At 68.2% G+C, this 25,758-nt stretch carries 31 protein-coding genes; 17 read left to right on the forward strand and 14 right to left on the reverse strand.

The genetic code is table 11. The annotated features are described in order from the left end of the window. Positions 1–123 precede the first annotated feature (123 nt). Complete coding sequence (locus tag G6N20_RS10050) at positions 124–807, forward strand: potassium channel family protein (protein ID WP_083047018.1); 684 nt, start codon at positions 124–126, stop codon at positions 805–807. 62 nt (positions 808–869) lie between these two features. Further along, positions 870–1,529: a potassium channel family protein gene (locus G6N20_RS10055; RefSeq protein ID WP_083046978.1), complete on the forward strand. Its 660-nt coding sequence runs from the start codon at positions 870–872 to the stop codon at positions 1,527–1,529. Here the strand turns inward: G6N20_RS10055 and G6N20_RS10060 are convergent. Next, positions 1,423–2,217: a DUF3159 domain-containing protein gene (locus G6N20_RS10060; protein ID WP_083046977.1), complete on the reverse strand. Its 795-nt coding sequence runs from the start codon at positions 2,215–2,217 to the stop codon at positions 1,423–1,425. The genes G6N20_RS10055 and G6N20_RS10060 overlap by 107 nt on opposite strands. Beyond that, positions 2,214–2,582 (reverse strand): OB-fold nucleic acid binding domain-containing protein, encoded by a 369-nt coding sequence (locus G6N20_RS10065; protein ID WP_083046976.1) that lies wholly within the window; start codon positions 2,580–2,582, stop codon positions 2,214–2,216. Before G6N20_RS10065 ends, G6N20_RS10060 begins: the two co-directional genes overlap by 4 nt. A 147-nt stretch (positions 2,583–2,729) precedes the next feature. On the opposite strand from G6N20_RS10065, the gene G6N20_RS10070 reads away from it, so the two are divergent. Then, positions 2,730–3,446 (forward strand): hypothetical protein, encoded by a 717-nt coding sequence (locus tag G6N20_RS10070; RefSeq protein ID WP_083047017.1) that lies wholly within the window; start codon positions 2,730–2,732, stop codon positions 3,444–3,446. A gap of 73 nt (positions 3,447–3,519) precedes the next feature. Here the strand turns inward: G6N20_RS10070 and G6N20_RS10075 are convergent, their stop codons facing one another. Both G6N20_RS10075 and dut read right to left on the reverse strand, forming a co-directional pair. Beyond that, positions 3,520–4,260, reverse strand: a complete 741-nt coding sequence (locus G6N20_RS10075; RefSeq protein ID WP_083046975.1) for a DUF3710 domain-containing protein — start codon at positions 4,258–4,260, stop codon at positions 3,520–3,522. 51 nt (positions 4,261–4,311) lie between these two features. After that, entirely contained in the window at positions 4,312–4,776 is a 465-nt protein-coding gene (gene dut, locus G6N20_RS10080) for a dUTP diphosphatase (protein ID WP_083046974.1), read from the reverse strand. Between the two features lie 25 nt (positions 4,777–4,801). On the opposite strand from dut, the gene G6N20_RS10085 reads away from it, so the two are divergent. After that, entirely contained in the window at positions 4,802–5,278 is a 477-nt protein-coding gene (locus G6N20_RS10085; protein WP_083046973.1) for a DUF3093 domain-containing protein, read from the forward strand. A gap of 67 nt (positions 5,279–5,345) precedes the next feature. Here G6N20_RS10085 and G6N20_RS10090 read toward each other — a convergent pair whose 3' ends face one another. After that, complete coding sequence (locus G6N20_RS10090; protein WP_083046972.1) at positions 5,346–5,648, reverse strand: DUF4193 domain-containing protein; 303 nt, start codon at positions 5,646–5,648, stop codon at positions 5,346–5,348. Positions 5,649–5,882: 234 nt separating this feature from the next. Between G6N20_RS10090 and cei the strand changes: the two genes are divergently transcribed. Next, the gene (gene cei / locus G6N20_RS10095) at positions 5,883–6,533 is read left to right on the forward strand and encodes an envelope integrity protein Cei (RefSeq protein WP_083046971.1); all 651 of its coding nucleotides are present in this window, start codon (positions 5,883–5,885) and stop codon (positions 6,531–6,533) included. Positions 6,534–6,536: 3 nt separating this feature from the next. Here cei and G6N20_RS10100 read toward each other — a convergent pair whose 3' ends face one another. After that, the gene (locus tag G6N20_RS10100; RefSeq protein WP_083046970.1) at positions 6,537–7,412 is read right to left on the reverse strand and encodes an inositol monophosphatase family protein; all 876 of its coding nucleotides are present in this window, start codon (positions 7,410–7,412) and stop codon (positions 6,537–6,539) included. A gap of 149 nt (positions 7,413–7,561) precedes the next feature. Between G6N20_RS10100 and ppgK the strand changes: the two genes are divergently transcribed. After that, positions 7,562–8,365, forward strand: a complete 804-nt coding sequence (ppgK, locus tag G6N20_RS10105) for a polyphosphate--glucose phosphotransferase (RefSeq protein WP_083046969.1) — start codon at positions 7,562–7,564, stop codon at positions 8,363–8,365. Between the two features lie 176 nt (positions 8,366–8,541). Then, on the forward strand, positions 8,542–10,092 hold the full coding sequence (locus tag G6N20_RS10110; RefSeq protein WP_083046968.1) for an RNA polymerase sigma factor: 1,551 nt from the start codon (positions 8,542–8,544) through the stop codon (positions 10,090–10,092). Here G6N20_RS10110 and G6N20_RS10115 read toward each other — a convergent pair. Together G6N20_RS10115 and G6N20_RS10120 are read right to left on the reverse strand one after the other, a co-directional pair. Further along, positions 9,998–10,696 carry a TspO/MBR family protein gene (locus G6N20_RS10115; protein ID WP_083046967.1) on the reverse strand — a complete coding sequence of 233 codons (699 nt, stop codon included), beginning with the start codon at positions 10,694–10,696 and terminating at the stop codon, positions 9,998–10,000. The two genes, G6N20_RS10110 and G6N20_RS10115, sit on opposite strands and share 95 nt — an antisense overlap. Further along, positions 10,633–11,031 carry a DUF952 domain-containing protein gene (locus G6N20_RS10120; RefSeq protein WP_083046966.1) on the reverse strand — a complete coding sequence of 133 codons (399 nt, stop codon included), beginning with the start codon at positions 11,029–11,031 and terminating at the stop codon, positions 10,633–10,635. The genes G6N20_RS10115 and G6N20_RS10120 overlap by 64 nt, the downstream gene beginning before the upstream one ends. A gap of 127 nt (positions 11,032–11,158) precedes the next feature. Between G6N20_RS10120 and G6N20_RS10125 the strand changes: the two genes are divergently transcribed. Both G6N20_RS10125 and G6N20_RS10130 read left to right on the forward strand, forming a co-directional pair. Further along, on the forward strand, positions 11,159–11,344 hold the full coding sequence (locus tag G6N20_RS10125) for a DUF7455 domain-containing protein (protein ID WP_083046965.1): 186 nt from the start codon (positions 11,159–11,161) through the stop codon (positions 11,342–11,344). 65 nt (positions 11,345–11,409) lie between these two features. Then, positions 11,410–12,387, forward strand: a complete 978-nt coding sequence (locus G6N20_RS10130) for a YihY/virulence factor BrkB family protein (protein ID WP_083046964.1) — start codon at positions 11,410–11,412, stop codon at positions 12,385–12,387. Here G6N20_RS10130 and G6N20_RS10135 read toward each other — a convergent pair whose 3' ends face one another. Then, positions 12,388–12,627 carry a DUF3039 domain-containing protein gene (locus G6N20_RS10135; protein WP_083046963.1) on the reverse strand — a complete coding sequence of 80 codons (240 nt, stop codon included), beginning with the start codon at positions 12,625–12,627 and terminating at the stop codon, positions 12,388–12,390. It lies immediately after the preceding gene. A 63-nt stretch (positions 12,628–12,690) separates the two neighbouring features. Between G6N20_RS10135 and G6N20_RS10140 the strand changes: the two genes are divergently transcribed. The 3 genes from G6N20_RS10140 to G6N20_RS10150 all read left to right on the forward strand — a co-directional run bounded on the left by G6N20_RS10140 (position 12,691) and on the right by G6N20_RS10150 (position 15,085). Then, complete coding sequence (locus tag G6N20_RS10140; protein ID WP_083046962.1) at positions 12,691–13,125, forward strand: DUF3099 domain-containing protein; 435 nt, start codon at positions 12,691–12,693, stop codon at positions 13,123–13,125. Between the two features lie 148 nt (positions 13,126–13,273). Next, positions 13,274–14,245, forward strand: coding sequence for a sigma-70 family RNA polymerase sigma factor SigB (sigB, locus tag G6N20_RS10145; protein ID WP_083046961.1), 972 nt, complete (start codon positions 13,274–13,276; stop codon positions 14,243–14,245). A gap of 147 nt (positions 14,246–14,392) precedes the next feature. Further along, the gene (locus G6N20_RS10150) at positions 14,393–15,085 is read left to right on the forward strand and encodes a metal-dependent transcriptional regulator (protein WP_083046960.1); all 693 of its coding nucleotides are present in this window, start codon (positions 14,393–14,395) and stop codon (positions 15,083–15,085) included. Positions 15,086–15,111: 26 nt separating this feature from the next. Here the strand turns inward: G6N20_RS10150 and G6N20_RS10155 are convergent, their stop codons facing one another. Further along, a complete protein-coding gene (locus G6N20_RS10155; RefSeq protein WP_083046959.1) occupies positions 15,112–16,170 on the reverse strand; it encodes a DUF4192 domain-containing protein in 1,059 nt (352 codons plus the stop codon). Between the two features lie 113 nt (positions 16,171–16,283). Between G6N20_RS10155 and sthA the strand changes: the two genes are divergently transcribed. The 4 genes from sthA (at position 16,284) to G6N20_RS10175 (ending at position 20,683) form a co-directional block, all read left to right on the forward strand. Continuing rightward, positions 16,284–17,690: a Si-specific NAD(P)(+) transhydrogenase gene (gene sthA / locus G6N20_RS10160; RefSeq protein ID WP_142271954.1), complete on the forward strand. Its 1,407-nt coding sequence runs from the start codon at positions 16,284–16,286 to the stop codon at positions 17,688–17,690. A 198-nt stretch (positions 17,691–17,888) separates the two neighbouring features. Next, complete coding sequence (locus tag G6N20_RS10165) at positions 17,889–18,866, forward strand: proteasome assembly chaperone family protein (RefSeq protein ID WP_083046957.1); 978 nt, start codon at positions 17,889–17,891, stop codon at positions 18,864–18,866. 44 nt (positions 18,867–18,910) lie between these two features. After that, a complete protein-coding gene (locus tag G6N20_RS10170; RefSeq protein WP_083046956.1) occupies positions 18,911–19,936 on the forward strand; it encodes an alpha/beta fold hydrolase in 1,026 nt (341 codons plus the stop codon). A 48-nt stretch (positions 19,937–19,984) separates the two neighbouring features. After that, complete coding sequence (locus tag G6N20_RS10175) at positions 19,985–20,683, forward strand: PhzF family phenazine biosynthesis protein (RefSeq protein ID WP_083046955.1); 699 nt, start codon at positions 19,985–19,987, stop codon at positions 20,681–20,683. 12 nt (positions 20,684–20,695) lie between these two features. Here the strand turns inward: G6N20_RS10175 and G6N20_RS10180 are convergent, their stop codons facing one another. The 3 genes from G6N20_RS10180 to G6N20_RS10190 all read right to left on the reverse strand — a co-directional run bounded on the left by G6N20_RS10180 (position 20,696) and on the right by G6N20_RS10190 (position 22,304). After that, entirely contained in the window at positions 20,696–21,181 is a 486-nt protein-coding gene (locus tag G6N20_RS10180) for a peroxynitrite isomerase (protein WP_083046954.1), read from the reverse strand. Between the two features lie 12 nt (positions 21,182–21,193). Next, complete coding sequence (nrdR, locus tag G6N20_RS10185) at positions 21,194–21,658, reverse strand: transcriptional regulator NrdR (protein ID WP_083046953.1); 465 nt, start codon at positions 21,656–21,658, stop codon at positions 21,194–21,196. A 163-nt stretch (positions 21,659–21,821) separates the two neighbouring features. Beyond that, a complete protein-coding gene (locus tag G6N20_RS10190) occupies positions 21,822–22,304 on the reverse strand; it encodes a LysM peptidoglycan-binding domain-containing protein (protein ID WP_083047016.1) in 483 nt (160 codons plus the stop codon). Between the two features lie 187 nt (positions 22,305–22,491). Here G6N20_RS10190 and lexA point away from each other — a divergent pair, with 187 nt between their 5' ends. Then, positions 22,492–23,226: a transcriptional repressor LexA gene (gene lexA, locus G6N20_RS10195; protein ID WP_083046952.1), complete on the forward strand. Its 735-nt coding sequence runs from the start codon at positions 22,492–22,494 to the stop codon at positions 23,224–23,226. An 18-nt stretch (positions 23,227–23,244) separates the two neighbouring features. Here lexA and G6N20_RS10200 read toward each other — a convergent pair whose 3' ends face one another. After that, positions 23,245–25,467: a sunset domain-containing protein gene (locus G6N20_RS10200; protein WP_083046951.1), complete on the reverse strand. Its 2,223-nt coding sequence runs from the start codon at positions 25,465–25,467 to the stop codon at positions 23,245–23,247. Between the last annotated feature and the right edge of the window lie 291 nt (positions 25,468–25,758).

A 25,758-nucleotide genomic window follows, 5' to 3' on the forward strand; every position in this document is an offset into this window, starting at 1 on the left:
GTAAGCCCGCGTGGGTTGGGCGGTAGCGTTCCCTAGGCGAGAATGTGAACGACCGAATTCGACGGTCCGATGTGGGCAGCCGATCGAGTCGCGGCACGCAAGACACAGCCGAGAGGACCGCAGGTGCGAGTGGTGGTGATGGGGTGCGGCCGGGTGGGATCGTCGGTGGCGGACGGGCTGTCCCGGATCGGCCACGATGTCGCGATCATCGACCGCGACAGCGCCGCCTTCAATCGGCTCAGCCCGGAGTTCGCCGGCGAGCGGGTGCTGGGCATGGGATTCGACCGAGATGTGCTGTTGCGCGCGGGCATCGAGCAGGCCGACGCGTTCGCCGCGGTGTCGTCCGGGGACAACTCCAACATCATCTCGGCACGGTTGGCGCGGGAAACCTTTGGCGTCAAGCGCGTCGTCGCACGCATCTACGACGCCAAGCGCGCCGAGGTCTACGAACGCCTGGGCATCCCCACCATCGCCACCGTGCCCTGGACCACCGATCGCCTGCTCAACGCGCTGCTCAAGGAGACCGAGACCGCCAAGTGGCGTGATCCCACCGGCACCGTCGCCGTCTGCGAGGTCGTGCTGCACGAGGACTGGGTCGGACACCGGGTCACCGCTTTGGAGCAGGCCACCGGGGCCCGGGTGGCGTTCCTGATCCGATTCGGAACCGGTGTGTTGCCGGAACCGAAGACCGTCCTGCAGGCCGGTGATCAGGTCTACGTGGCCGCCATCTCCGGCCGGGCCGCCGAGGCGGTGGCCATCGCCGCCCTGCCCCCCAGTGAGGACTTCGAGCCGGCGGGTCGCCGATGAACCAGCGGCGAGGCCCATCCCGGCTCGACGGGGTTTCCCGTCGGGATTAAGGAGCGACGCACATGAAGGTAGCTGTGGCCGGGGCCGGCGCAGTGGGCCGGTCGGTCACCCGTGAGCTCGTGGAGAACGGGCATGACGTCACCCTGATCGAGCGCAATCCCGACCACCTCGACCCCGACGCCATCCCGGCCGCGCATTGGCGGCTGGGGGACGCCTGCGAGCTGAGCCTGCTGGAGTCGTTACACCTCGAGGGGTTCGACGTGGTGGTCGCCGCCACCGGTGACGACAAGGCCAACGTGGTGCTCAGCCTGCTGGCCAAGACCGAATTCGCGGTGCCGCGGGTGGTGGCGCGGGTCAACGATCCGCGCAACGAGTGGCTGTTCACCGATGCGTGGGGAGTGGACGTGGCGGTGTCCACGCCGCGCATGCTGGCGTCGTTGATCGAGGAGGCGGTCGCCGTCGGCGATCTGGTGCGACTGATGGAGTTCCGCAGGGGTCAGGCCAACCTGGTCGAGATCACCCTGCCCGACGACACGCCCTGGGGTGGCAAACCGGTGCGCAAGCTAGCGCTGCCGCGCGATGCCGCGCTGGTGACCATCCTGCGCGGTCCACGGGTCATCGTGCCCGAATCCGACGAGCCGCTGGAAGGCGGCGACGAACTGCTTTTCGTGGCGGTCGCCGAGGTGGAGGAGGAGCTGCGCCGGTTGCTGCTGCCCGCGTAGCCGGGTCGACCTCGGCCGCGGCGTGTTCCGCGACGGCGCGCTGAGCGGACTTGATCGCCGCGTAGGTAGCCAGGGCGGCCAGCGCGGTGAGCGGCCAGCCCATCCCGATCCGCGCCACCCCCAGCCAGCCGGTTTGATCCGCGTCATACAGCAGCCGTTGGACCACGAACCGGGCGCTGAACAGCAGCGTCCAAGCAAGGGTGGCGATGTCGAACGCGTACACCGCCCGCGGCACGGCGCGCCACCCGCGATCACGCCCGCTCGCCCAGGTCCACAGGACCCCGACGACCGGCCGGCGAATCAGGATGGACAGCGCGAAGACCACCGCCCACACCAACGACATCCAGATGCCCAGCAGGAAGTAGCCTTTCGACTCCCCCACGATGTAGGCCACCAGCGCGCACACGGCCACCCCGAAGAATCCGGCCACCGCCGGATGCACCGAGTCGCGTCGCAGCAGCCGCCACAGCAACACCGACGCGGCCATGGCCAGCGCAAATCCGATCGCGGGCAGCAATCCCGCGATCCCGGAGGCGACAACGAAGGTCACCACCGGCAGCGACGAGTAGACCAGGCCACCAACCCCACCCACCTGCGCCAGCAACCGCTCGGGGCTGACTCGTCGAGCGTTGCCGGGACCGCGGCGGGCTCGCCCGCCGGTGTCCGTCGCCCCCGGGGGGCCGCTCACCGCTGAATTTCGTAGTGCGGGTTGTAGATGGCCTTGGCCCCGTTGTCCAGCTTGCCGAGCCGGCCCCGGACCCGCAGCGTACGACCCGAGTCGATGCCCGGTATCCGGCGTTGGCCCAGCCACACCAGCGTGACCGTGTCACTGCCGTCGAACAGTTCGGCGCGCACACCGCCGGAACAACCCTTGCCGTTAGTTTCCACGCTGCGCAGGGTGCCGATCATGGTGACCTCCTGGCCGCGCTGGCAGTCGATGGCACGCTGGGCGCCGGTGTTCACGACTTCGTCGGACAACTCCTCGGCGTCGCGTTGCTCCGGGTCCTCCGTCAACCGACGGGTGAGCCGGCGCAGATAGCCCTGGGCCCCCATGGCCACTCCTGACATTTCACTGTCGTTATGGAAGCCCTGCTGGCCAGCGGGCGTTCCATCTATGCCAACGGTCACCGTAGACCTGTTGGTTCCCGGGCGCCACCGGTGTCCTTTCAGCGCCTCAACAACGCAGGGCACGATCAAGGAGTGGCTGTCGATTTGCGCGGTGTCACCACCGTGTTGTTGCCCGGAACCGGCTCCGACGACGACTACGTCTACCGGGCATTTTCCGGCCCGTTGCGGGCGGTCGGCGCGGTACTGGTGACACCCGCCCCGCAGCCCGATCACCTGATCGACGGCTATCGGGCCGCCTTGGACGAGGCCGCACGCACCGGCCCGATCGGCGTTGGGGGGGTCTCGATCGGGGCCGCGGTGGCGGCCGCGTGGGCATTGGAGCATCCCGCCCATGCGGTCGCCGTGCTGGCCGCACTGCCACCGTGGACCGGAGCTCCCCGATCGGCACCGGCCGCGCAGGCGGCCCGGGATACCGCGGCCCGGTTGCGCTGTGACGGTCTGGTGGCGACGACCGCACGGATGCGCGCGTCGAGCCCGCCCTGGTTAGCCGAGGAGCTCGCCCGGTCGTGGCAGGTTCAGTGGCCGCAGTTACCCGACGCCATGGAGGAAGCGGCGGCCTATATCGCCCCGAGCCGCGCCCAATTGCGGCGGCTCAGCGCGCCGCTGGCAGTGGCCGCCGCGGTCGACGATCCGATTCACCCGCTGCAGGTCGGGGTGGACTGGGTGAACGCGGCGCCGCGCGCGGCGCTGCGGACGGTAACCCTCGCCGAGTTCGGCGCCGACGCGGCCGCGCTGGGCACCGCCTGCCTGGCCGCTCTCGCGGACGTCTGCAGCTCGGGCCCGTCCTGATTGCCCGACTCTCCCCCGCACGCGGGCGGTACCCCCTCGGGCGCGCCGCTACCCGGCGCGCATCGTCGTCGCGCTAGCCGCCGGTGGTGCTGCGCAACTGCTGCATCGCCGATCCTTGGGCGCCGCGGCGCGCGGCCGGCTCATTGGCTTGGCGTTGCACCTCGGCTTGACGCCCGGCCGCGGCCTCCCGCAGCTGCTGCACCATCGGCTCGGGCAGCTGCACCGGCAACGGCGTCCGCACCGGCAGCGGCGTGTCGCCACGGCGAACCACGGTGTCTGCCAACGCCTCTCGGGCCTCCTCGGTCAGCGCGTCGATGGTCTCCTGCGGGCCGTTTGCGACGCAGCGGACCATCCACCGATAACCGTCGACCCCGATGAAGCGCACCACGCCGGAGGCGACACCGATCACTTCGCGACCCCACGGGCCATCCTTGATGGAGACCTGGGCCGAGTCCTTGCGCAGCGATTCGGCCAGCTCACCGGCAACCTCACGCCAGAGCCCTGTGGTCTTCGGCGCCGCATAGGCCGCGATCGTGAAACGACCGTTGGCCGTGACCACCCACACCGCGCTGGGAACCCCGGTCTCGGTCAACTCGACCTGCACCTGGCCCCCCGCCGGCATCGGGATCAACACCGAGCCCAGGTCGAGTCGCGCCAGTTCGGCGTCCGCGGGATCGTCAAAGTCCTCGATGTCGAACGGGCCCTGCAGCTCCTCGGCTTGTTCCGGGGCTTCCTCGGCGGCCTGTTCCGGGGCCGCCTGGTCCTTCGCGGACGCGGCGTCTTTATTGCGGGTACGCCTGCCGAATGCCACCATGAGCGCCGCTCCTTCTCATCGCTTCGTCCCGCGCTGCATCATCGCCGGCGGTCACAGACACGCATGTCCGCCGGAGGAACCGTGACCACCGTCGCCACGGGATGTCTCTGCCAGCCCCGCCTCGTCGAAGGACGAGACCTCGATCAGCTCGACCAGCTCCACCCGCTGCACCAGCAACTGGGCGATACGGTCGCCGCGGTGCACCGTGATCGGCGTGCTCGGGTCGAGGTTGATCAGCGCGACCTTGATCTCGCCGCGATAGCCGGCGTCGATGGTGCCCGGACTGTTGACGATCGAAAGTCCAACCCGCGCGGCCAATCCCGAGCGCGGGTGCACCAGCCCGACCATGCCGAACGGGATGGCGACGGCAAGGCCCGTGGGTACCAGGGCACGCTGGCCGGGTGCCAGTTCGACGTCTTCGGCGCTGTAGAGATCAACCCCGGCGTCGCCGTGGTGAGCGCGGCTGGGCAGTGGCAGCCCGGGGTCGAGGCGGACAACGGCCATAGTGGTCGACACGGGGCCACAGACTACCCTTGACCGGATGTCCGGTACGCACGTCGCGCCGCACAGCGTGCGATACCGCGAGCGACTGTGGGTGCCATGGTGGTGGTGGCCACTGGGCTTAGCGCTGGCGGCGCTCATCGCGATGGAAGTCAACCAGGGTGTTCCCGCCTTACCCGATTGGCTACCATTCGCCACGCTGTTCATCGTCGCGGCCGCGACCCTGCTGTGGCTGGGCCGTGTCGAAATCCGGGTCGTCGCCGTCGGGGGCGTCGTCGAACTCTGGGCCGCCGATGCCCATCTACCGGTCACCGTGATCGCTCGATCCGCCGAAATCGCGCGCACCGCCAAGTCCGCGGCGCTGGGCCGCCAGCTTGACCCGGCGGCCTTTGTCCTGCACCGCGCCTGGGTCGGGCCCATGATCCTGGTCGTCCTCGACGACCCCGACGATCCGACGCCGTACTGGCTGGTGAGCTGCCGTCACCCGGAGCGAGCGCTGTCGGCTTTGCGCAACTGACCCGCCCGGAGCGGTGCGGCCGCCAGGCGCCGGAACCCCCGAGCGCAGCCGGGCGCATCAGACCGCGTCAGGCCGCGCAATCGGTACAGATCATCACGCCGTTTTTCTCGCTGGCCAGCCTGCTGCGGTGGTGCACCAGAAAACAGCTCGAGCAGGTGAACTCATCGGCCTGCTTGGGAATCACGCGCACTGACAGCTCTTCGCCGGACAAGTCGGCGCCGGGCAGTTCGAAAGACTCAGCGGATTCGGATTCGTCCACGTCGACCACGGCCGACGCCGCCTCGTTCCGTCGCGCTTTGAGCTCCTCCAGCGAATCCTCCGAGACGTCATCCGCCTCGGAGCGCCGTGGAGCGTCATAGTCGGTAGGCATCGTCCCGTCCCCTCATATGCCCTCATCTTCAAGCAACGCTTTGTACCAGCGTCGAACGCATCGACCAAACGATTCGTGCCCGTATCTCGGTCGATTCAAGTGTGATTTACATCACACTAGTAGAGGGCGCCTCATCGTCAGCCTCAACCGGTGGATTCGGCGCGGCTACGCCCGATGGTCCGCCCCCTCAACGTTCCGCACCGGCACGCATCGTCAGCGGACTAGAGTGCACGTGTGGTCGCACACATCACCGAGGGCACCGCCTTTGACAAGCACGGCAGGCCATTTCGGCGACGCAACCCGCGCCCCGCCATCATCGTTGCGATCCTCTTGTCGGTGGTGACCGGCGTGGTGTGGACCGTTGCGCTGACCCGCCCGGCGGATGTCCGCGAGGTGGCGACATGCAACCCGCCACCACAGCTGGCCGGATCGGTGCCGACCACGCTTGGCGAGAAGGTGTCGCGCGGCGAAATGACCGACGTCATACCCGCCAAACTCGGCGACACCAAAATCCACGTCCTCAACGCCAGCGGCCGGGGCGGTCAAGCCGCCGACATCGCCGGCGCGCTGCAGGATCTGGGCTTCGCCCAGCCCACCGCCGCCAACGACCCGATCTATGCCGGCACCCGATTGAACTGCCAAGGCCAGATCCGCTTCGGTACCGCCGGGCAGGCCACCGCGGCCGCGGTGTGGCTGGTGGCGCCGTGCACCGAGCTGTACCACGACGGCCGCGCCGATGACTCCGTGGACCTGGCGCTGGGCGCAGACTTCACCACGCTGGCGCACAACGACGACATCGACGCCGTGCTCGCCAGCCTGCGCCCCGGTGCCACCGCGCCCACAGACCCCGCGCTGGTGTCCAAGGTGCACGCCAACTCCTGCTGATACTCAGTCGGGGATCGGTTCCAGGCCGTCGAGTCGTTGCAGGGCCGCCAGCAGCTCGTCGGCGATTCCGGGGGCGGCGGCAACCACCAAGCCGGCGCCGCTGGCGGTCGGCGCGGGCAACACCACCCGGGCCCCAGCCTCGGCGGCGATCAACGCGCCCGCGGCGCAATCCCACACCTGCAGCCCGTGTTCGTAGTAGGCGTCCAGCTGCCCACCCGCGACCATGCACAAATCCAATGCCGCCGAACCGATCCGACGTACGTCGCGGACCACCGGCAGCAGCCCGGCCAACAGCGCGGCCTGGGTGGTGCGGCGCCGTGTCGAGTACCCGAAACCGGTTCCCAGCAGCGCCATCGACAGCACGTGGACGCCGCTACACCGCAATGAATGGGTCCCCTGCCCGTCGGTGACGTGCGCACCCAGGCCGGCGGCGGCCGAATAGAGCCTGCCGGCGACCACGTCGGCGACCGCGCCGGCCACCGACACCCCGCCCACCTGGGCCGCTACCGACACCGCGTAGGCCGGGATGCCGTAGACGAAATTCACCGTGCCGTCGATGGGGTCGAGCACCCAGGTGACCGTGCCATCGGGGGCGGCCCCACGGTGGGCAGCATCGGCGGGCCCGCCACCCTCCTCCCCGAGGATCGGGTCCGCTGGCCGAAGTTGAGCCAACCGAGCCCGCAGCAGCCGTTCGGTTTCGGTGTCGACCACAGTCACCGGATCGGTCGGGGTGCTCTTGGCGCGGACCGCGCGGCTTGCGGCGCCCCGATCGGGGCCGAACACCTCGGTGCGTCGACAGCGCACGTACGCGGCGGCCTCGCCGGCCAGCGATTCGGCCACGGAACGCAGCCCCGCAGGGTCGTTGTCAGGTCGTATCACCGCCCTATCGCATCACACACTCGGCGGCCACAGCTCGCTCACCACGGCGTTGGGCACGACGCGGTCCACCCAATTGCTCAGCGGGCACATCCCGACTCGTCGCCGGGGCTAAGGTAGGCCCACACCCACGTCTCGCCGAGGAGATTCCGATGACCAGCGCCGGCCCCGAGACCAAACCCGCATCACGCACAACCGGGGCGCCGCAGCGTTGCGGATTCGGCATCGATGTCGGCGGCAGCGGGATCAAGGGCGGAATCGTCGACCTGGAGACCGGACAGTTGATCGGCGACCGGATCAAGCTGCTGACCCCTCAACCGGCCACCCCGTCGGCGGTGGCCAAGACCATCGCCGAGGTCGTCAACGGATTCGGATGGACCGGTCCGCTCGGGGTGACCTATCCCGGCGTTGTCACCCACGGCGTCGCCCGCACAGCGGCCAACGTGGACAAGTCATGGATCGGGACCAACGCGCGCGATGTCATCAGCGCCGAGCTGGACGGCCAGCCGGTGACGATTCTCAACGATGCCGATGCCGCCGGGCTTGCCGAAGAGCGCTACGGCGCCGGCAGGAACCAATCAGGCTTGGTTGTGCTGCTCACCTTCGGAACCGGAATCGGGTCCGCGCTCATCCACAACGGGACGCTGATACCCAACACCGAGTTCGGGCATCTCGAGGTCGGCGGTAAGGAGGCCGAGGAACGGGCCGCTTCTTCGGTCAAAGAGCGGAACGAGTGGAGCTACCCGAGGTGGGCGAAGCAGGTGACCAGGGTGCTGGTCACCATCGAAAACGCGATCTGGCCGGATCTGTTCATCGCCGGCGGCGGCATCAGCCGCAAGGCCGACAAATGGATTCATCTGCTACAGAACCGCACCCCGGTGGTGCCCGCCGCGCTGCAGAACACCGCCGGGATAGTGGGTGCCGCGATGGCCGCTGCCGCCGAGGTGACGCGCTGAATTCGTCCGGTCGGGCGGCACGAGTGCGCGGTGAAGTTACAATGGGCGTCGGCGACCGCCCAACCGATAGCGCGCGAGTACTCACGCTGATATCAACGCCAACATTCGACATAGCAGACACTTTCGGTTAAGCACGCCCAGACCCACCGGAAGTGAGTACGACCGAAGGGGTGTAAGTGGCAGCGACGAAGGCAGGCCCGGCGACCGATGAGCCGGTGAAACGCACCGCCACCAAGTCCCCGGCCAAAGCCCCCGCCAAGAAGGCGGCGGCGAAGTCCGCCAATGGCTCGTCTCCTGCAAAGCGGGCCACGAAGGCGGCAGCCCGGGTCACCAAGTCGGCGGCTGCCGCCCGAGGCACCGCCACCAAGGACACCCCGAAGAAATCCCGCACCCCCGCCAAGGCCGGCGCACAGTCGTCCGCCGCACGCACCCACACGACCAGATCAGCCAGCGTCAAGGACGCCCCGAAAGACGTCTCGACGGATCTCGATGTCACGCTGGACATCGTCGAGGACCTCGACAGCGAACCCGACCTCGAAGTCGAGCCCGGAGAGGATCTCGACATCGACGCCGCCGACCTCAACCTCGACGATCTCGAGGACGTGACGGCTGACGTCGAGGACGTCGACCTCGTGCCGGGCGACGACGAGGACACCGTGTCGGTCGCCGCGGCGGAGGAGCTTCCCGCCGAGGACGACGAGGAGATCGCCGAGCCCACCGAAAAGGACAAGGCTTCCGGGGATTTCGTCTGGGACGAAGACGAATCCGAGGCGCTCCGTCAGGCCCGCAAGGACGCCGAACTGACCGCATCCGCCGACTCGGTTCGCGCCTACTTGAAGCAGATCGGCAAGGTGGCGCTGCTCAACGCCGAGGAAGAGGTCGAGCTGGCCAAGCGGATCGAAGCCGGCTTGTATGCGACCCAGCTGATGGCCGAGATGGCCGAGCGCGGCGAGAAGCTGCCCGCGGCCCAACGCCGCGACATGATGTGGATTTGCCGCGACGGCGACCGTGCGAAAAACCATCTGCTGGAAGCCAATCTGCGGCTGGTGGTGTCGCTGGCCAAGCGCTACACCGGCCGCGGGATGGCGTTCCTGGACCTGATCCAGGAGGGCAACCTGGGCTTGATCCGCGCGGTCGAGAAATTCGACTACACCAAGGGGTACAAGTTCTCCACCTATGCGACGTGGTGGATTCGCCAAGCCATCACCCGCGCCATGGCCGACCAGGCCCGCACCATCCGCATCCCGGTGCACATGGTCGAGGTGATCAACAAGCTGGGCCGCATTCAGCGCGAGCTGCTGCAGGACCTGGGCCGCGAGCCCACGCCCGAGGAGCTGGCCAAGGAGATGGACATCACCCCGGAGAAGGTGCTGGAGATCCAGCAATACGCCCGCGAGCCCATCTCGTTGGACCAGACCATCGGCGACGAGGGTGACAGTCAGCTGGGCGACTTCATCGAGGACAGCGAGGCGGTGGTGGCCGTCGACGCGGTGTCCTTCACGTTGCTGCAAGACCAACTGCAGTCGGTGCTGGACACGCTCTCCGAGCGCGAGGCCGGTGTGGTACGGCTGCGTTTCGGCCTCACCGACGGCCAGCCTCGCACCCTCGACGAGATCGGCCAGGTCTACGGCGTCACCCGCGAACGCATCCGCCAGATCGAATCCAAGACGATGTCGAAATTGCGCCACCCCAGCCGCTCTCAGGTGTTGCGCGACTACCTGGACTGAGCCAGCCGACGCGAAGCGCCCGTTCGCGCCGCCCGTGCGCTCTACCGCCACCGCGACCGAAGCAGCCGCAGACCGCTGCCGCCGCGGCGGTACGCGGTTCAACCTTGATCGCTCGCTCGTAGGGCAGAAACGCCAGATACAGCGCGACGAGCGTGCCAACCAGCGAATCGAGCGCGACGATTGCCCAGGTGGTCACGACCACCAGCGTGGGATAGGGGGAAAGGTAGGCATAGGCCAGGTCGATTCGTCGGCGACGATACAGCAGGTAGTTCCAGATACCGTCGGTGAGAAGCACCGCCACGACAAACGTGATGCCGGGTTTGCCCGGCGCGCCCAACCGTAACGCCGTTGCAGCAGCATAGGCCATGATCAGGTAGCAGACGCCACCGACGAGCATCCAACCCCACCTCGGAAGTGCCCACTTCGGTTGCGCAAGTGAGGTGAGTATCCGAAACGGCGTTGGCCCGGAAAGCCATGCCTCGACCAACCCGCACGGCACGGCGACCGCGATTGCGGTGACCCAGGCCACGACGGCGCACCCTATCGGGCCCACAGATTGGTGACACGGCCAAGCCGGTACCCCGCTTTCCCGGGCACCGAACACGGCGGGAAGCTGCCGTCTGCCGCCGGCCGGTAGGCAGTTACCCTGACCACGGCGCGCGCCGGCAGCGGGCCGTACAGGTGCGGGAACAGCATCGTCTGCGGGTCCGCCGGCACACCCGGCTCCCAGCGCACCGGTGAGTCCAGCGCCGCCGGGTCGATGTGCAACAACACCAAGTCGCCACGGCCCCGGAAGAGCCGGTTCGCCGGCAGGTGTACCTGCTCGGGCGTTGACAGGTGCACGAACCGGGCACCGGCTCGGGGGTGGATTGCACCACGGTGACGGGCCCCGGCCCACTCCCGCGCGCCGCACACATGCAGCAGGACTTGGCCAGGCATGCTCGCCACTCTGCCCGATTCGGCGGAACGAACGTCGGTGAGAAACGACACACCCGAGAACGGCCCCGGAACAAGGCGAAAACCACGAACGTCTGAGACAGTGAATGCACGGCAGAACGGAGAAGCCATGAACGCAACTCTGACCGGTCCCCAGCTGACCAGAGCAGACCGCTGCGATCGCTGCGGGGCAGCGGCCCGGGTGCGGGCCAAGCTGCCTTCGGGGGCTGAACTGCTGTTCTGCCAGCATCACGCCAACAAGCACGAGGCGAAACTGACCGAGCTTGCGGCCGTGCTGGAGGCAAGCGGCCAGTAATCGCGCCGAAACTCACCCGCCGCAATGCCGGCAGGCCAGGCAGTTTTCGGTAATGCTGGACGGGTATGAGCGAGCAGGTCCCCAAGCCGTCCCGCCACCACATCTGGCGGATCAGCCGAAGGACCCTGTCCAAGAGTTGGGACGACTCGATTTTCTCGGAGTCGGCGCAGGCGGGTTTTTGGTCGTGCCTGTCGCTGCCACCGCTGCTGTTGGGAATGCTGGGAAGCTTGGCCTACGTGGCTCCGCTGTTCGGCCCGGAGACCCTGCCAGCCGTTCAAAAAAGCGTGATCGCCACGGCCAGCAGCTTTTTCTCCCCCAGTGTGGTCAACGAGATCATCGAACCCACCATCCGCGACATCGCCAACAACGCACGCGGCGAGGTGGTGTCGCTGGGTTTCTTGATCTCCCTGTGGGCGGGATCGTCGGCGATCTCGGCTTTCGTCGACGCCGTGGTGGAGGCGCACGACCAGACCCCGTTGCGCCATCCGGTGCGCCAGCGATTCTTCGCTCTCTTTCTCTACGTGGTGATGCTGGTGTTCGTGGTGACCACCGCTCCGGTGGCGGTGGTGGGCCCGCGCAAGGTCAGTGAACACATCCCCGACAGCTTGGCGAATCTGCTGCACTACGGCTACTACCCCGCGTTGATTCTCGGCCTGACGATCGGGGTGATCATCCTGTACCGCGTGGCGTTGCCGATACCACTGCCCACGCACCGGTTGGTGCTCGGCGCCGTGCTGGCGATTTCGGTCTTCCTGACCGCCACCCTGGGCCTGCGTTTCTATTTGAAATGGATCACCAGCACCGGCTACACCTACGGCGCGCTGGCCACGCCGATCGCATTCTTGTTGTTTGCCTACCTGGGCGGTTTTGCGATCATGCTGGGCGCCGAACTCAATGCGGCCGTCCAAGAGGAATTCCCGGCGCCGGCGACCCATACCCACCGGCTCCGCAGCTGGCTGCGCAGGCGCGCACGTCTTGCCACCCGGACCGCCCACCCGGCGTCGCTGCAACCCGACCCCGCCACCGCGGACCCGCCGCCCTGATCAGTCCTTCCTGAGCCGCTCGTAGATTCGCTTGCAGTCCGGGCAAACCGGCGACCCCGGCTTGGGCGCCCGGGTGACGGGAAACACCTCACCGCACAGCGCGACCACGTGACTGCCCATGACCGCACTCTCGGCGATCTTGTCCTTCCTGACGTAGTGGAAGTACTTGGGGGTGTCGCTGCCGGTCCCGTCGTCGACGCGTTCGTCGGTGTCGGTGCGTTCGATCGTCTGGGTCTGCATATCCCACATTGTGCCTCCTGGCTTGGCCCAACGGGAACCGCCTCGGTGTGGGACAGTAGAGGGATGAAGCGCGGCTCCGAGCCGGGGTTTCGCGGCACATTCGATGACGGATTGGACGACTTCGACGAGAAGCGCCGGCCAGTGCTCATCACCGCCGCCGCTCCCTCGTATGAGGAGCAGCACCGCGCGCGGGTGCGCAAGTACCTGACCCTGATGGCGTGCCGCGTTCCCGCGCTCATCCTTGCCGCGATCGCTTACGGCGCCTGGCACAACGGCCTGATCTCGCTGCTGATCGTGGCCATCTCCGTGCCATTGCCATGGATGGCCGTGCTGATCGCCAACGATCGGCCTCCGCGGCGCGCCGACGAACCGCGACGGTTCCATGCCCGGCGCACCCCGCTGTTCCCGACGGCCGAGCGGCCGGCACTCGAGGCTCGGCGCCACTCGACGCCGCCGCACGCCGATTCGGAAGGCTTCCAGGATCCGGGGTTCCGGTAGCCGTCCGCCCGACGGACTTCTCAGGACATTCTCAGGTCGTTGGCACATTGCTGCACGTCACACGGTGTGAGACGGCGCGCGAGCGGGAACTCTGAGCGCGGGTCTGTCGTTGAATCACACAACAGCACACGCCGATCGGGAGGGCGCTATGGCCGAAGCCACCACAAGGGCTACCACAGGCCAGATCGATAGCGATCTGGATGCTCAAAGCCCCGCAGCGGACTTGGTGCGCGTGTATCTCAACGGCATCGGCAAGACGGCGTTGCTCAACGCCGCCGACGAGGTCGAGTTGGCCAAGCGCATCGAGGCCGGGCTGTACGCCGAGCATCTGCTGGAGACCCGAAAGCGCCTGGGCGAGAACCGCAAACGCGATCTGGCGGCCGTGGTCCGCGACGGCGAGGCGGCCCGCCGTCACCTGCTGGAAGCGAACCTGCGCCTGGTGGTGTCGCTCGCCAAGCGGTACACGGGTCGGGGAATGCCTCTGCTGGACCTCATTCAGGAAGGCAACCTGGGCCTCATCCGCGCGATGGAGAAGTTCGACTACACAAAGGGATTCAAGTTTTCGACGTATGCCACCTGGTGGATCCGTCAAGCCATCACGCGCGGCATGGCCGACCAGAGCCGCACCATCCGACTGCCGGTTCACCTGGTCGAGCAGGTCAACAAGCTGGCCCGGATCAAGCGGGAGATGCACCAGAACCTGGGCCGGGAAGCCACCGACGAAGAGCTCGCCGCCGAATCCGGCATTCCCGTCGACAAGATCAATGACCTGCTGGAGCACAGCCGCGACCCGGTGAGCCTGGACATGCCGGTCGGCTCGGAAGAGGAAGCCCCGCTGGGTGATTTCATCGAGGACGCCGAAGCCATGTCCGCGGAGAACGCGGTCATCGCCGAACTGTTGCACACCGACATCCGCAGCGTGCTGGCCACGCTCGACGAACGTGAGCATCAGGTGATCCGGCTGCGCTTCGGCCTCGACGATGGCCAGCCGCGCACCCTGGATCAGATCGGCAAACTGTTCGGGCTGTCCCGGGAGCGGGTCCGCCAGATCGAGCGGGACGTGATGTCCAAGCTGCGCCACGGCGAGCGGGCCGATCGGCTGCGGTCCTACGCCAGCTGAGGTCGGCAATCGGCTCGGCCCGAGCAGCGTGATACCAGCCGGTGTGCCCGCCGCCGCAAGCGGCGGGCACACCGCTGCGGTGAGGCGTTTTGGTTGAACCACCCGGGCGACCGGCCAAGTAGACTCGGCGGTGACGGAGGGTGCTGAATGAACGAGTTGGTTGATACCACCGAGATGTATCTGCGGACGATATACGACCTCGAGGAAGAGGGCGTGACGCCGTTGCGTGCCCGCATCGCCGAACGGCTTGAGCAGAGCGGACCCACCGTCAGCCAGACCGTATCCCGGATGGAGCGCGACGGGTTGCTCCGGGTGGCCGGCGATCGCCACCTGGAGCTCACCGACAAGGGCCGGGCACTGGCCATCGCCGTCATGCGCAAGCACCGCCTAGCCGAACGGCTGCTCGTCGACGTCATCGGGTTGCCGTGGGAAGAGGTGCACGCCGAGGCGTGCCGGTGGGAGCATGTGATGAGCGAGGACGTCGAGCGCCGGCTGGTCAAGGTGCTCAACAACCCGACCACGTCGCCGTTCGGCAACCCGATCCCCGGCCTGCAGGAACTCGGCGTGGGGTCCGAGCTGGACGCGGCCGACGCTAACCTGGTGCGGCTGACCGAGTTACCGGCCGGATCAGCGGTGGCCGTCGTTGTACGCCAGCTCACCGAGCACGTTCAGGGCGACATCGCGCTGATCACGCGGCTGAAAGACGCCGGCGTGGTGCCCAACGCGCGAGTGACCGTCGAGGCCAGCCCGGACGGCGGGGTGACCATCCTCATCCCCGGTCACGAGAACGTCACCCTGCCCCACCAGATGGCGCACGCCGTCAAGGTCGAGAAGGTCTGACCGGCCACACCGGCGCATCCGTGGCCCTAGCCCGCACGCCGGCCGAACGCCCGCCGCGGCGGCAGCCGCACCCCGAGTTGTCGAGCCAGTCGGTACCCAGTGGTCGCGAGTTCACGGATGTGTTCGGGCCGCAGACCCGACTGCAGTGCCCTGTCCAGCATGCCCGCCAGCCGGTGCCCTGGCTCACAGCGCAGCGCGGCCTCCAGCGAAACCCCCGCCAGCGGCCCGTCACCGCGGACGTAGGCGCTGAACGCCAGCAACACCAACGCCTCCACCCGCCACGGCGGCGGTAGCACACGTGCCAGGACCACCCACAACGACTCGGCCTCATCGGCGTTCTCGCCGACGGCAAGGGCGTACAGCGTGTCACGCACCGACACGTCGCGCAGGGCGCAGCCCAGCTCGGCCACGTCCGCGTCGGACAACGGTTGCCCGTCGGCGACACGGGCGGCAGCGGCCATCGCGTTTTCCACGTCGCGCCGGCGACAGGCCACGGGGTCGGCGCGGTGGGCGAGCTCGCGTGCGGCCGCCCGTTCGCCTACCGCGTCGGCGAGTTCGGCGCTGCGCGCCGGGTCGTCGACCGCGATGACCGCCTGCAGGTCGGCGCGTCGGGGGTAAAGTCGCCGGCCGTCCAGCACCGCCGCCACCGCCAGCGGCGACGACGCCGGATCGTCGATCGCGCCGCTGGAGCCGCAGCCGTCGACGCAATGCCACCGGCCGCCGAGCGCGACCCGGTCCACCACGTGCGCCGCCCACAGGGTGACCTGGCGGTGCGAAAGCGCCGCCGTGAGCGCCGCGCACAGCCGCCGGTAGTCGTCCTGACAGATCGGGCACTGCGCTCCGTCGGCGTCGACGATCACCGCGATCGCGGCGTCAGGATCTGCCGCGGCGGCGATCCCCGCGAGCTGCTCAACCCGGTCGGGCAGCTCCCCGGACAGGTCCGCGCGCATCACCGACCCGAGCTCCCCGTCCCGCACGGTCACCAGGACCAGCGATTTCTCCGGCACGAAGCCCAACACGGCGGGTAGCGCGGCAATCAGCGCCGCGGGGCGGTTCAGTTCAAAGTCGGGTCGATGGCGTGTCATGGACCCAACGCTGGCAACCGGCACCGTCGGCCGGTACGCACGCGGCGTGATCCAGCCACCCGTCTGTGGAGAAAGTCGCGACTGTGGGCTCTATCGTCTATTCCATGGGTTCGATGCGGGAGTACGACATGGTCGTCATCGGCTCGGGGCCGGGCGGCCAGAAGGCCGCCATCGCCGCGGCCAAGCTGGGCAAGTCCGTCGCGATCATCGAACGCGGCCGCATGCTCGGCGGCGTGTGCGTGAACACGGGCACCATCCCGTCCAAAACGTTGCGCGAGGCGGTGGTCTATCTCACCGGCATGAGCCAACGCGAGCTGTACGGCGCCAGCTACCGCGTCAAGGACAAGATCACCCCGGCCGACCTGCTTGCCCGAACCCAGCACGTGATCGGCAAGCAGGTCGACGTGGTGCGCTCGCAACTGATGCGCAACCGGATCGACCTGGTCCTGGGGCACGGCCGGTTCATCGACCCGCACACCATCTTGGTCGAGGAGGACGCGCATGGCGAGCGGGTCACCGTCAGCGGCGACTTCATCGTCATCGCCACCGGCACCAAGCCGGTGCGGCCGTCCGGGGTGGAGTTCGACGAGAGGCGGGTGCTGGACTCCGACGGCATCCTGGACCTGCGGTCGCTTCCGACGTCGATGGTCGTGGTGGGCGCCGGGGTCATCGGGATCGAGTACGCGTCGATGTTCGCCGCCCTGGGCACCAAGGTGACCGTCGTCGAGAAGCGCGACACAATGCTGGACTTCTGCGACCCCGAGATCGTCGAGGCACTGAAATTCCACCTGCGCGACCTGGCGGTAACGTTCCGCTTCGGCGAGGAGGTGACCGCGGTCGACGTCGGCTCCGCGGGCACCGTCACCACCCTGGCCAGCGGCAAGCAGATTCCCGCCGAGACGGTGATGTACTCCGCCGGCCGGGAAGGACAGACCGAGCACCTCGGCCTGGAGAACACGGGCTTGGAGACCGACCACCGCGGACGGCTGTTCGTCGACGAGCAATTCCAGACCAAGGTCGACCACATCTACGCCGTCGGCGACGTCATCGGCTTCCCGGCGCTGGCGGCGACCTCGATGGACCAGGGCCGGCTGGCCGCCTACCACGCGTTCGGCGAACCGACCGACGGCATGACCGCACTGCAACCGATCGGGATCTATTCGATCCCGGAGATCTCCTACGTCGGCGCCACCGAGGTCGAGCTGACCAAGGACTCGATCCCCTACGAGGTGGGGGTGGCCCGGTACCGCGAGCTCGCCCGCGGCCAGATCGCCGGCGACTCCTACGGCATGCTCAAGCTGCTGGTGTCCACCCGGGACCGCACGCTGCTCGGGGTGCACATCTTCGGCACCAGCGCCACCGAGATGGTGCACATCGGTCAGGCCGTGATGGGCTGCGGCGGCACCGTGGATTACCTGGTCGACGCCGTGTTCAACTACCCGACGTTCTCCGAGGCCTACAAGGTCGCGGCGCTGGACGTGACGAACAAGATGCGCGCGCTCAACCAGTTCCTGCGCTAAGCGCGCGCGGCGAGCGCCGCACACTCATGAAACGCGCCAGCAAACCAATCGTTCCAATCGTTCGTCGCACACACCGGCCGGTGGCGCGGCGGCAACAAAGGCGGCCGGTTGAGCTGTTTCAATTATCGGTGTCCGTCGATTTTGAGGGACACTGGTGAGGTCACCCCCGGAGAGAACACCCCGAGAGGAGGCAACGCCATGGACCACGATCACGACGCGGACGAGGCCCGCGAGTACCAACCCGGGCAATCCGGGATGTACGAGCTTGAGCTCCCGGCGCCGCAGCTGTCGACGTCCGACGGGCGCGGTCCGGTATTGGTGCACGCGTTGGAGGGATTCTCCGACGCCGGTCATGCGATCCGGCTGGCGGCCGCCCACCTCAAGGCGGCGCTGGACACCGAGCTGGTCGCGTCCTTTGCGATCGATGAGCTGCTTGACTACCGCTCACGTCGGCCGCTGATGACCTTCAAGACCGATCACTTCACCCGCTACGACGATCCCGAGCTCAGCCTGTATGCGCTGCGCGACAGCGCCGGTAACCCGTTTTTGCTGCTTGCCGGCATGGAACCGGATCTGAAGTGGGAACGGTTCATCACCGCGGTGCGACTGCTGGCCGAGCGCCTCGGGGTGCGGCAAACCATCGGCCTGGGCACCGTCCCGATGGCCGTTCCGCACACCCGACCGATCACGATGACCGCGCACTCCAACAACAAGGACCTGATCGCCGACTTTCAGCCGTGGATCGCCGAAATCCAGGTTCCCGCCAGCGCGTCCAACCTGCTGGAGTATCGGATGGCGCAACACGGTCACGAGGTCGTGGGCTTCACCGTGCACGTCCCGCACTACCTGACCCAGACCGACTACCCCGCGGCCGCCCAGGCGCTGCTGGAGCAGGTGGCCAAGGCGGGATCCCTCGAGCTGCCGCTGACGGCGTTGGCCGAAGCGGCGGCGGAAGTCCGGGCCAAGATCGACGAGCAAGTCCAGGCAAGCGTGGAGGTCGCTCAAGTGGTGGCGGCCCTGGAGCGTCAGTACGATGCGTTCATCGACGCTCAGGAAAACAGATCGTTGCTCACCCGTGACGAGGATCTGCCTAGCGGCGATGAGCTGGGCGCGGAGTTCGAGCGGTTCCTCGCCCAGCAAGCGGAAAAAAAGCAGCTCGACGACGACCAGGCTTAACGCCCCACATCGCCCCTAGTCGGCCCGACAACGAGGTTGCCGAGATGACCGAGCGGACGCGCAATCTTCGCCCGGTGCGGGAAGTGACCGCGCCTTCGCTGCAATTCCGCACCATCCACGGCTACAAGCGGGCGTTTCGGATCGCCGGCTCCGGTCCCGCGATCCTGCTGATCCACGGCATCGGGGACAATTCGACCACCTGGACCGGCGTCCACGCCAAGCTCGCCCAGCGGTTCACCGTCGTCGCCCCGGATCTTTTGGGGCACGGCAAGTCCGACAAGCCGCGCGCCGACTACTCGGTCGCGGCGTACGCCAACGGCATGCGCGACCTACTCAGCGTGCTCGATATCGAGCAGGTGACCATTGTGGGTCATTCGCTCGGCGGCGGGGTCGCGATGCAATTCGCCTACCAGTTCCCGCAGCTGGTCGAACGGCTGATCCTGGTCAGCACCGGTGGGGTCACCAGGGATGTCAACTTTGTCTTCCGGTTGGCCTCGCTGCCGTTGGGCAGCGAAGCCATGGCGGTGCTGCGGTTACCCCTCGTGCTTCCGGCCGTGCAGATCGCCGGACGGGTGCTGGGTAAGGCGATCGGCACCACCAGTCTGGGGCACGACCTGCCGAACGTGCTGCGGGTGCTCAACGACCTGCCGGAGCCGACGGCCTCGGCGGCGTTTGGTCGCACGCTGCGGGCCGTGGTGGACTGGCGCGGGCAGATCGTCACGATGCTGGACCGATGTTATTTGACCGAGGCCATCCCGGTGCAGATCATCTGGGGAAACCGGGACGTGGTGGTCCCCGTCCGCCACGCCCACATGGCACATGCCGCGATGCCGGGCTCGCGACTGGAAATCTTCGAGGGCTCGGGGCATTTCCCGTTTCACGACGACCCGGCCCGCTTCATCGACATCGTTCAGCGCTTCATCGACAGCACTCAGCCCGCCGAATACGACCAGGCGGCGCTGCGCGCACTGCTGCGCAAAGGGGGCGGCGAACGAACGGTCTCCGGCCCGGCCGACACCCGCGTCGCGGTGTTGACCGCCATGGGTGCCGACGAACGCAGCGCCACCTGAGCCACCCCGTCTCGCGCTCGATCGTCGGGTCGGTCGTAAAGTCGGGCCATGGGCGTCGACGTCACCGTGTTGCGGGTTTTCACCGATCCCGACGGGAATTTCGGTAACCCGCTCGCCGTGATCGGCGCCGGCCTGGTGGGGCCGCGCGACCGGCAACGCCTCGCCGCCCAATTGGGTTACAGCGAAACCGTATTCGTCGATCTTCCGGCCGCCGGCTCGACCACCGCGCACGCCACCATCTACACCCCCCGCACCGAGCTTGCCTTCGCCGGCCACCCGACCGTCGGGGCGGCCTGGTGGCTGCGGGAGCGTGGCACGCCGATCAAAACGCTGCAGGTGCCGGCCGGTCTGGTGCAGGTGAGCTACGGCGTCGGCGCGGCGGGCGATCTCACCGCGATCAGCGCGCGCGCCGAATGGGCGCCCGAGTTTGCCATCCACGACGTCGACACACTGGATGCCCTTGCGGCGGCCGATCCCGCCGATTTTCCCGACGACATCGCCCACTACCTGTGGACCTGGATCGACCGGCCGGCCGGGTCGCTGCGGGCGCGCATGTTTGCCGGCAACCTGGGTGTGGAGGAAGACGAAGCAACCGGTTTTGCCGCCATCCGGATGACCGACTACCTGAGCCGCGACCTCACCATCACCCAAGGCAAGGGATCGATCATCGAAACCACCTGGAGCCCTGAGGGCTGGGTGCGCATCGCCGGCCGTGTCACCAAAGACGCTGTCACACGACAGGACTGACGTCGGCAAGGCTCAGTGCTTGCGGTTCAGGACGGCGCTGAGATGATGCTGCAGGGGTTGGCCGACCGCGCCCATCCGCAGCGAATATCGGAGTTGGTCACCGTCGATTCGGATGGACCGGCCCAGCGCGGTCACCTCTTTGGCCGTCGGGGTCAAGCCGATGTCGGTGGCGGTCAACTCGACCTCGATGACGCCGCCGCCCGCCGCGTACGTGCCCACCTCGATCTCGGTGATGCCGCTGGGATGAGCCAGCACCAGCTCAACCCGACCGGGTTGCGGCACCCGCAGATACCCCGTCTCGGCGTGCAGCGGCGTCCCATCGGCAACCGCCATGGTCCTTTGCCCGTAGACCAGAAACGGCTTGCCCACATGGGAGAACACGACCTCTTCCAAGTAGTCGAACGGCTGGATGGTTGGATACTCGCCCTTGCCCCGACCCGCCCAGGTACCCAGGAGCGGCGCCAATGCCGCCAGGTCGGGGTGCAGGTCGGGGCGCATGACGGCGGTCGCTCAGCCGGACGTCGATACCTTGCGGTGCGCGCGCAGCGCCTCGATCTCGCGCTCGAAATCGTCGGCCGAGGAAAACGACCGGTATACCGACGCGAACCTCAGGTAAGCCACCTCGTCGAGGTCACGCAGCGGCCCAAGGATCGCCAGGCCGACGTCGTGACTGGGGACTTCTGGGGATCCGGTGGCCCGCACGGTGTCCTCGACCTGCTGGGCCAGCAGGTTCAGCGCGTCGTCGTCGACCTGGCGTCCTTGGCATGCCCGGCGCACGCCGCTGATGACCTTGTCCCGGCTGAACGGCTCGGTGACCCCGCTGCGCTTGACCACGGCCAGCACCGCGGTCTCCACCGTGGTGAACCGGCGTCCACACTCGGGGCACGACCGGCGGCGCCGAATGGCCTGGCCCTCATCCGTTTCCCGCGAGTCGACCACCCGGGAATCGGGATGCCGGCAGAACGGACAGTGCATCGCCGCTCCTTTGCCATGTCGACATCCCGGTATCGCAGACGCCTCCGAGGGTACCTGGACGCGGCGCCGCAGGGCCAACGCTGTCGCGATCCATCCGCGCTCGACGCCATGATCACCGAGGAACGGTGCGGTAGCGCGGTTTTCGCCGGACACCGCCCCACCTTCAGCCGACCGGGGCGATCAGCGTCTGACCCGCGACCAGCGTCGTGGAATCCAGCGCGTTGAGCTCGCGGATGCGCTCGGCCACCCGACCGACCGGGGCCTCGGGCGCCACCCGGGCCGCCACGTCTTGCAGGGACTCCCCCGCGTCCACCCGCACCACGGCAAGCCTGTCGGGTAGCCCGGTGAACGAATCGGAGGAACCGCCGTCGATCACCGCGCCGAGGTGCGACACCAACCCGAGCCAGAGGGTGATCAGCGCGGCGAGCAGGGCCAGTCCAAGGGTGGTCAGCGCGCTGACGGGATGCCGGCGATGACAACCGGCCGACATCGGCACACCGGTGCCGCGGTGGCACAGCGGGCCGCCGCCCGGCCGAGACGGATGCGGCCTTCGCGAGCCGGGCTGGCCGAATCGGCCAGCGCGCGGCGCGCGGTTGGGGTGTGACGCGCGCCCGGCGCGCGACGGCGCTGCGTGGATGAGTGTCATGACGGTCCCTTCGGTCGATCGCTCGTGTGTTCGACCATAGTCGACCATGCGTTCGATAGCCGAACATTTGATCGACGTGTGTCGCACGGTCACCACGCTAAACCGCGCCACCGACACGCCCCGCCGGCGCGACACGCCGTCGAACACATGTTTGATTCTTGGCCGCGATGGGGCTACAGTCAATGCCATGAGCGACGGCAAGGACACCTCAGCCCCTCACGGGGCGGCCCCTGACGCGGCGGCCGCTGGCGCGCAACCGGCCGGCCGCGCGGATTCCTCACTGACCGAGCGGCAGCGCACCATCCTGAACGTCATCCGCACCTCGGTCACCACCCGCGGCTACCCGCCGAGCATCCGGGAGATCGGCGACGCTGTCGGGTTGACATCGACGTCCTCGGTGGCTCACCAGCTGCGCACCCTGGAGCGCAAGGGCTACCTGCGTCGGGACCCCAACCGGCCCCGGGCCGTCGACGTGCGCGGCGCCGAGGGCGGCACGGCGGCCGCGGCCGCCGTGCTCACCGACGTGGCCGGCTCGGATGCGTTGCCGGAACCCACCTATGTTCCCGTCCTCGGGCGCATCGCCGCCGGCGGCCCGATCCTTGCCGAGGAGGCCGTCGAAGACGTGTTCCCGCTGCCGCGTGAGCTGGTCGGCGAGGGGACGCTGTTCCTGCTCAAGGTGGTCGGCGACTCGATGGTCGAGGCCGCGATCTGCGACGGCGACTGGGTGGTCGTGCGACAGCAGAACGTCGCCGACAACGGCGACATCGTGGCAGCCCTGATCGACGGCGAGGCCACCGTCAAGACGTTCAAACGGGCGGGCGGTCAGGTGTGGCTGATGCCGCACAACCCGGCCTTCGATCCGATCCCCGGCAATGAGGCGACGGTGCTGGGCAAGGTCGTCACGGTGATCCGCAAGGTGTGACGCGCCCTGGGGTCGCGGCTAGTCCGCTTTGACGAAACCGTTGGCTTGCGCGGCTTCTTCGCTGGCGAACCAAATTTCGGCGAGCGTGTCGTGGTAGAGCGCACTGCCGGGCGTGTAGTACAAGCCGTACCGGGCACTGGCCTTGATCGGATATCCGGCCGGCGCCCGGTACGGGTCGTCGGCCAGCGGCAGGTGGATCGTCGGGCGCGCGGCCGGGCGCCGCCCCGGTGCGGCCGCGGGAGGTGGAGCGGCTTCCGGGACCGCCTCATGGCCGGGCACTGCGGCCGCCGCTTCGCCGTACGTCGCCGGCTCGGCGGCGGCGTGGCGCCCAGTAGTCCGCACCTCCGGAACGGCCGCATCCGCAATGACGACGTCCCCACCAGCGGCTTCCGACGGGACGCCACCGGGGTAGAAGGTGTCCGGAAACGCGGTCTCCAGGCCCGCTGATTCCGGAACGGCCTCTGGTCCGACGGCTTCGGGCGCGAAGGCTTCCGGCGCGAATTCTTCGGGTGCCACCGATTCGGGAACAAAGGGTTCCGCGGCCACGGCCTCGGAAATATCGGCGCGCCACCCGATGGGCGTGGTGTCCACCGCATCGGAGTCTTCCGCCTCCAACCCGAAGCCCTGGTCGAACCCGGACAGTAGGTCGCTGGCGCCACCACCGGAGACCTCTTCGGCCACACCGATGGCGGTCCCGGCACCTCGCGGCCAGCTGACCCGCGCAGCGGCACCGACATCCGGCGCCGCCCGCTCAACCGGACGCGACTGGCTGGGGGGAAAGTTTTCCGCGCCGAAATCGACGTCGTCGTGGGGCGGCCAGTGCCCCTCGGCGCCCTCCTCATAGCCGCCCAGGTCATCATGGGTGGGCTCGTGGGCGGCGGCCGGCTGGGCGGCGCGACGCCTCCGCAACCCAACCACGGCCAGCACGGCCAGCACGACCAGCAGCACCGCCGCACCGGCCGCCGCCAGCCACCACCAATGCCAGGTGAACTTCGTGGCGGGCGGGGCCGCCGCCGTGGTGCTGGGCTGGTTCTGCCCGGGCACCTGCAGCCCCGACAGCAGGGGCGCCAGGTTCGCCGGTTCGGTGGTGAACGTGTTCTTCGCGCGGTTCCACGAGATTGTGCCGCCGGTGAACTTCTGCGAGACCACGTCGCCGTCCACGGTTTGGTCCCCGACCGGCGCACCGAGCTTACCGACGGGACCTTTGAGCTTGTCCCACGCGGCCTTGATCGCGCCGCGCACCACAAACGCGCCATGGTCGGGCGTCCAGAAGATCACCGGCTTGTCGGCCGCGGAGAACGCGGCAATCCGGCTGGCCGGGGTGATGCCGCCGTCAGACTCGTTGGCGATCGGGAATCCCAGGTCGCTGCCAACCGGCCCACCCAGCGACTCATACTTCTGCAGGATGTCACCCTCGACGGCGTTGGCACCGGTGGCCGGGCTGAAAAACACCTTGCCACCAACGAAGTCCTGGGCGATGCCGTCACCCCCGATCGGGTACGGGTCCCCCTTCTTGGCGCCCAACGGGCCGGCGGCCCCGCCCGCAGCGCGCCAGGCCATGTTGATGGCGGCGGTGGGATCGATGGCCACCTGCAAGTCCGTCAACTGGTCGGCCAATCCCGGCGGGACGGTGGTGAATTCCTTGGTCTTCCTGTTCCAAGAGATCTCACCGCCGCTGAACTTCTGGGAAGCGACCTCGCCATCGTAGGTTTCATCCCCGATCGGAGCACCCAGCACGCCGCCCGAGCTGCCGAGCTTGTCCCACGCGGCGTTCAACGCGCCGCGCACGACGAACGCACCGTGGTCGGGCGTCCAGAAAATCACCGGGTTGTCGCTGGCGGCGAAGGTGCTCACCCGACTGTCGGGTCCGGCGAGGCCGGGAACTTCGTTGATGGTCGGGAACCCCAGATCGCTGCCGGCCGGACCGCCGAGAGACTCGTATTTGTCCAGGATCGGCCCGTACATGTATTTGGCACCGGTGGCCGGGGTGAAGAACATCCTGCCGCCGTCGAAGTCCAGCGCGAACCCGTCGCCGACGGGGTAGACGTCGCCCTTGCGGGCGCCCAGCGGTGACGTGTCGCCGCCGGCCTTTTCCCACGCGGCCATCATGGCGTTCTCCGCGTCGCCAATCGGAGATGCCGCCGCGGTCGGCGCCACCAGCAACGCGGCCACCGATGCCGCCGCGATGCCGACCAGCGCACGCCGGACCAGCGTGTTCACTTGACCTCTCTGCCTGTTCACCAAGCCTCCCAGCCGATGCCCTGCCCGCCCGCGATCCGGTGGAATTTTCCCGGGGTGGGCCGTCTCCCAGCTACGGTCCGCATCGTCGCCGGGCTCGCATAACTCTGCTCTAGCGAACGACAAATGCGAAGTCAATTCCGCAAATATTACGAAAACGGATATCTCGCCGATGTCGAAATGATGCCGGGCAGCGCTCGCGCCGCGAAAATCCGTACCGCGACCAGCGCTGCGGGTAGGTTACTGTGCCGGAGACCGCGGGCACCACCCACTCGCGGGGGACAACCCGACTGA

The sequence above is a fragment of the Mycobacterium shinjukuense genome, assembly GCF_010730055.1.
GTDB classification, from domain to species: Bacteria; Actinomycetota; Actinomycetes; order Mycobacteriales; family Mycobacteriaceae; genus Mycobacterium; species Mycobacterium shinjukuense.

Bases quoted from the DNA above. Each gene is read 5' to 3' on its own strand.
- G6N20_RS10055 (WP_083046978.1), top strand. From the start codon at position 870: ATGAAGGTAGCTGTGGCCGGGGCCGGCGCAGTGGGCCGGTCGGTCACC.
- G6N20_RS10065 (WP_083046976.1), bottom strand. From the start codon at position 2,582: ATGGGGGCCCAGGGCTATCTGCGCCGGCTCACCCGTCGGTTGACGGAG.
- G6N20_RS10075 (WP_083046975.1), bottom strand. From the start codon at position 4,260: ATGGTGGCATTCGGCAGGCGTACCCGCAATAAAGACGCCGCGTCCGCG.
- G6N20_RS10085 (WP_083046973.1), top strand. From the start codon at position 4,802: ATGTCCGGTACGCACGTCGCGCCGCACAGCGTGCGATACCGCGAGCGA.
- G6N20_RS10090 (WP_083046972.1), bottom strand. From the start codon at position 5,648: ATGCCTACCGACTATGACGCTCCACGGCGCTCCGAGGCGGATGACGTC.
- ppgK (WP_083046969.1), top strand. From the start codon at position 7,562: ATGACCAGCGCCGGCCCCGAGACCAAACCCGCATCACGCACAACCGGG.
- G6N20_RS10120 (WP_083046966.1), bottom strand. From the start codon at position 11,031: ATGCCTGGCCAAGTCCTGCTGCATGTGTGCGGCGCGCGGGAGTGGGCC.
- G6N20_RS10125 (WP_083046965.1), top strand. From the start codon at position 11,159: ATGAACGCAACTCTGACCGGTCCCCAGCTGACCAGAGCAGACCGCTGC.
- G6N20_RS10130 (WP_083046964.1), top strand. From the start codon at position 11,410: ATGAGCGAGCAGGTCCCCAAGCCGTCCCGCCACCACATCTGGCGGATC.
- G6N20_RS10135 (WP_083046963.1), bottom strand. From the start codon at position 12,627: ATGCAGACCCAGACGATCGAACGCACCGACACCGACGAACGCGTCGAC.
- G6N20_RS10140 (WP_083046962.1), top strand. From the start codon at position 12,691: ATGAAGCGCGGCTCCGAGCCGGGGTTTCGCGGCACATTCGATGACGGA.
- sigB (WP_083046961.1), top strand. From the start codon at position 13,274: ATGGCCGAAGCCACCACAAGGGCTACCACAGGCCAGATCGATAGCGAT.
- G6N20_RS10150 (WP_083046960.1), top strand. From the start codon at position 14,393: ATGAACGAGTTGGTTGATACCACCGAGATGTATCTGCGGACGATATAC.
- G6N20_RS10155 (WP_083046959.1), bottom strand. From the start codon at position 16,170: ATGACACGCCATCGACCCGACTTTGAACTGAACCGCCCCGCGGCGCTG.
- sthA (WP_142271954.1), top strand. From the start codon at position 16,284: ATGCGGGAGTACGACATGGTCGTCATCGGCTCGGGGCCGGGCGGCCAG.
- G6N20_RS10165 (WP_083046957.1), top strand. From the start codon at position 17,889: ATGGACCACGATCACGACGCGGACGAGGCCCGCGAGTACCAACCCGGG.
- G6N20_RS10170 (WP_083046956.1), top strand. From the start codon at position 18,911: ATGACCGAGCGGACGCGCAATCTTCGCCCGGTGCGGGAAGTGACCGCG.
- G6N20_RS10175 (WP_083046955.1), top strand. From the start codon at position 19,985: ATGGGCGTCGACGTCACCGTGTTGCGGGTTTTCACCGATCCCGACGGG.
- G6N20_RS10180 (WP_083046954.1), bottom strand. From the start codon at position 21,181: ATGCGCCCCGACCTGCACCCCGACCTGGCGGCATTGGCGCCGCTCCTG.
- nrdR (WP_083046953.1), bottom strand. From the start codon at position 21,658: ATGCACTGTCCGTTCTGCCGGCATCCCGATTCCCGGGTGGTCGACTCG.
- G6N20_RS10190 (WP_083047016.1), bottom strand. From the start codon at position 22,304: ATGACACTCATCCACGCAGCGCCGTCGCGCGCCGGGCGCGCGTCACAC.
- lexA (WP_083046952.1), top strand. From the start codon at position 22,492: ATGAGCGACGGCAAGGACACCTCAGCCCCTCACGGGGCGGCCCCTGAC.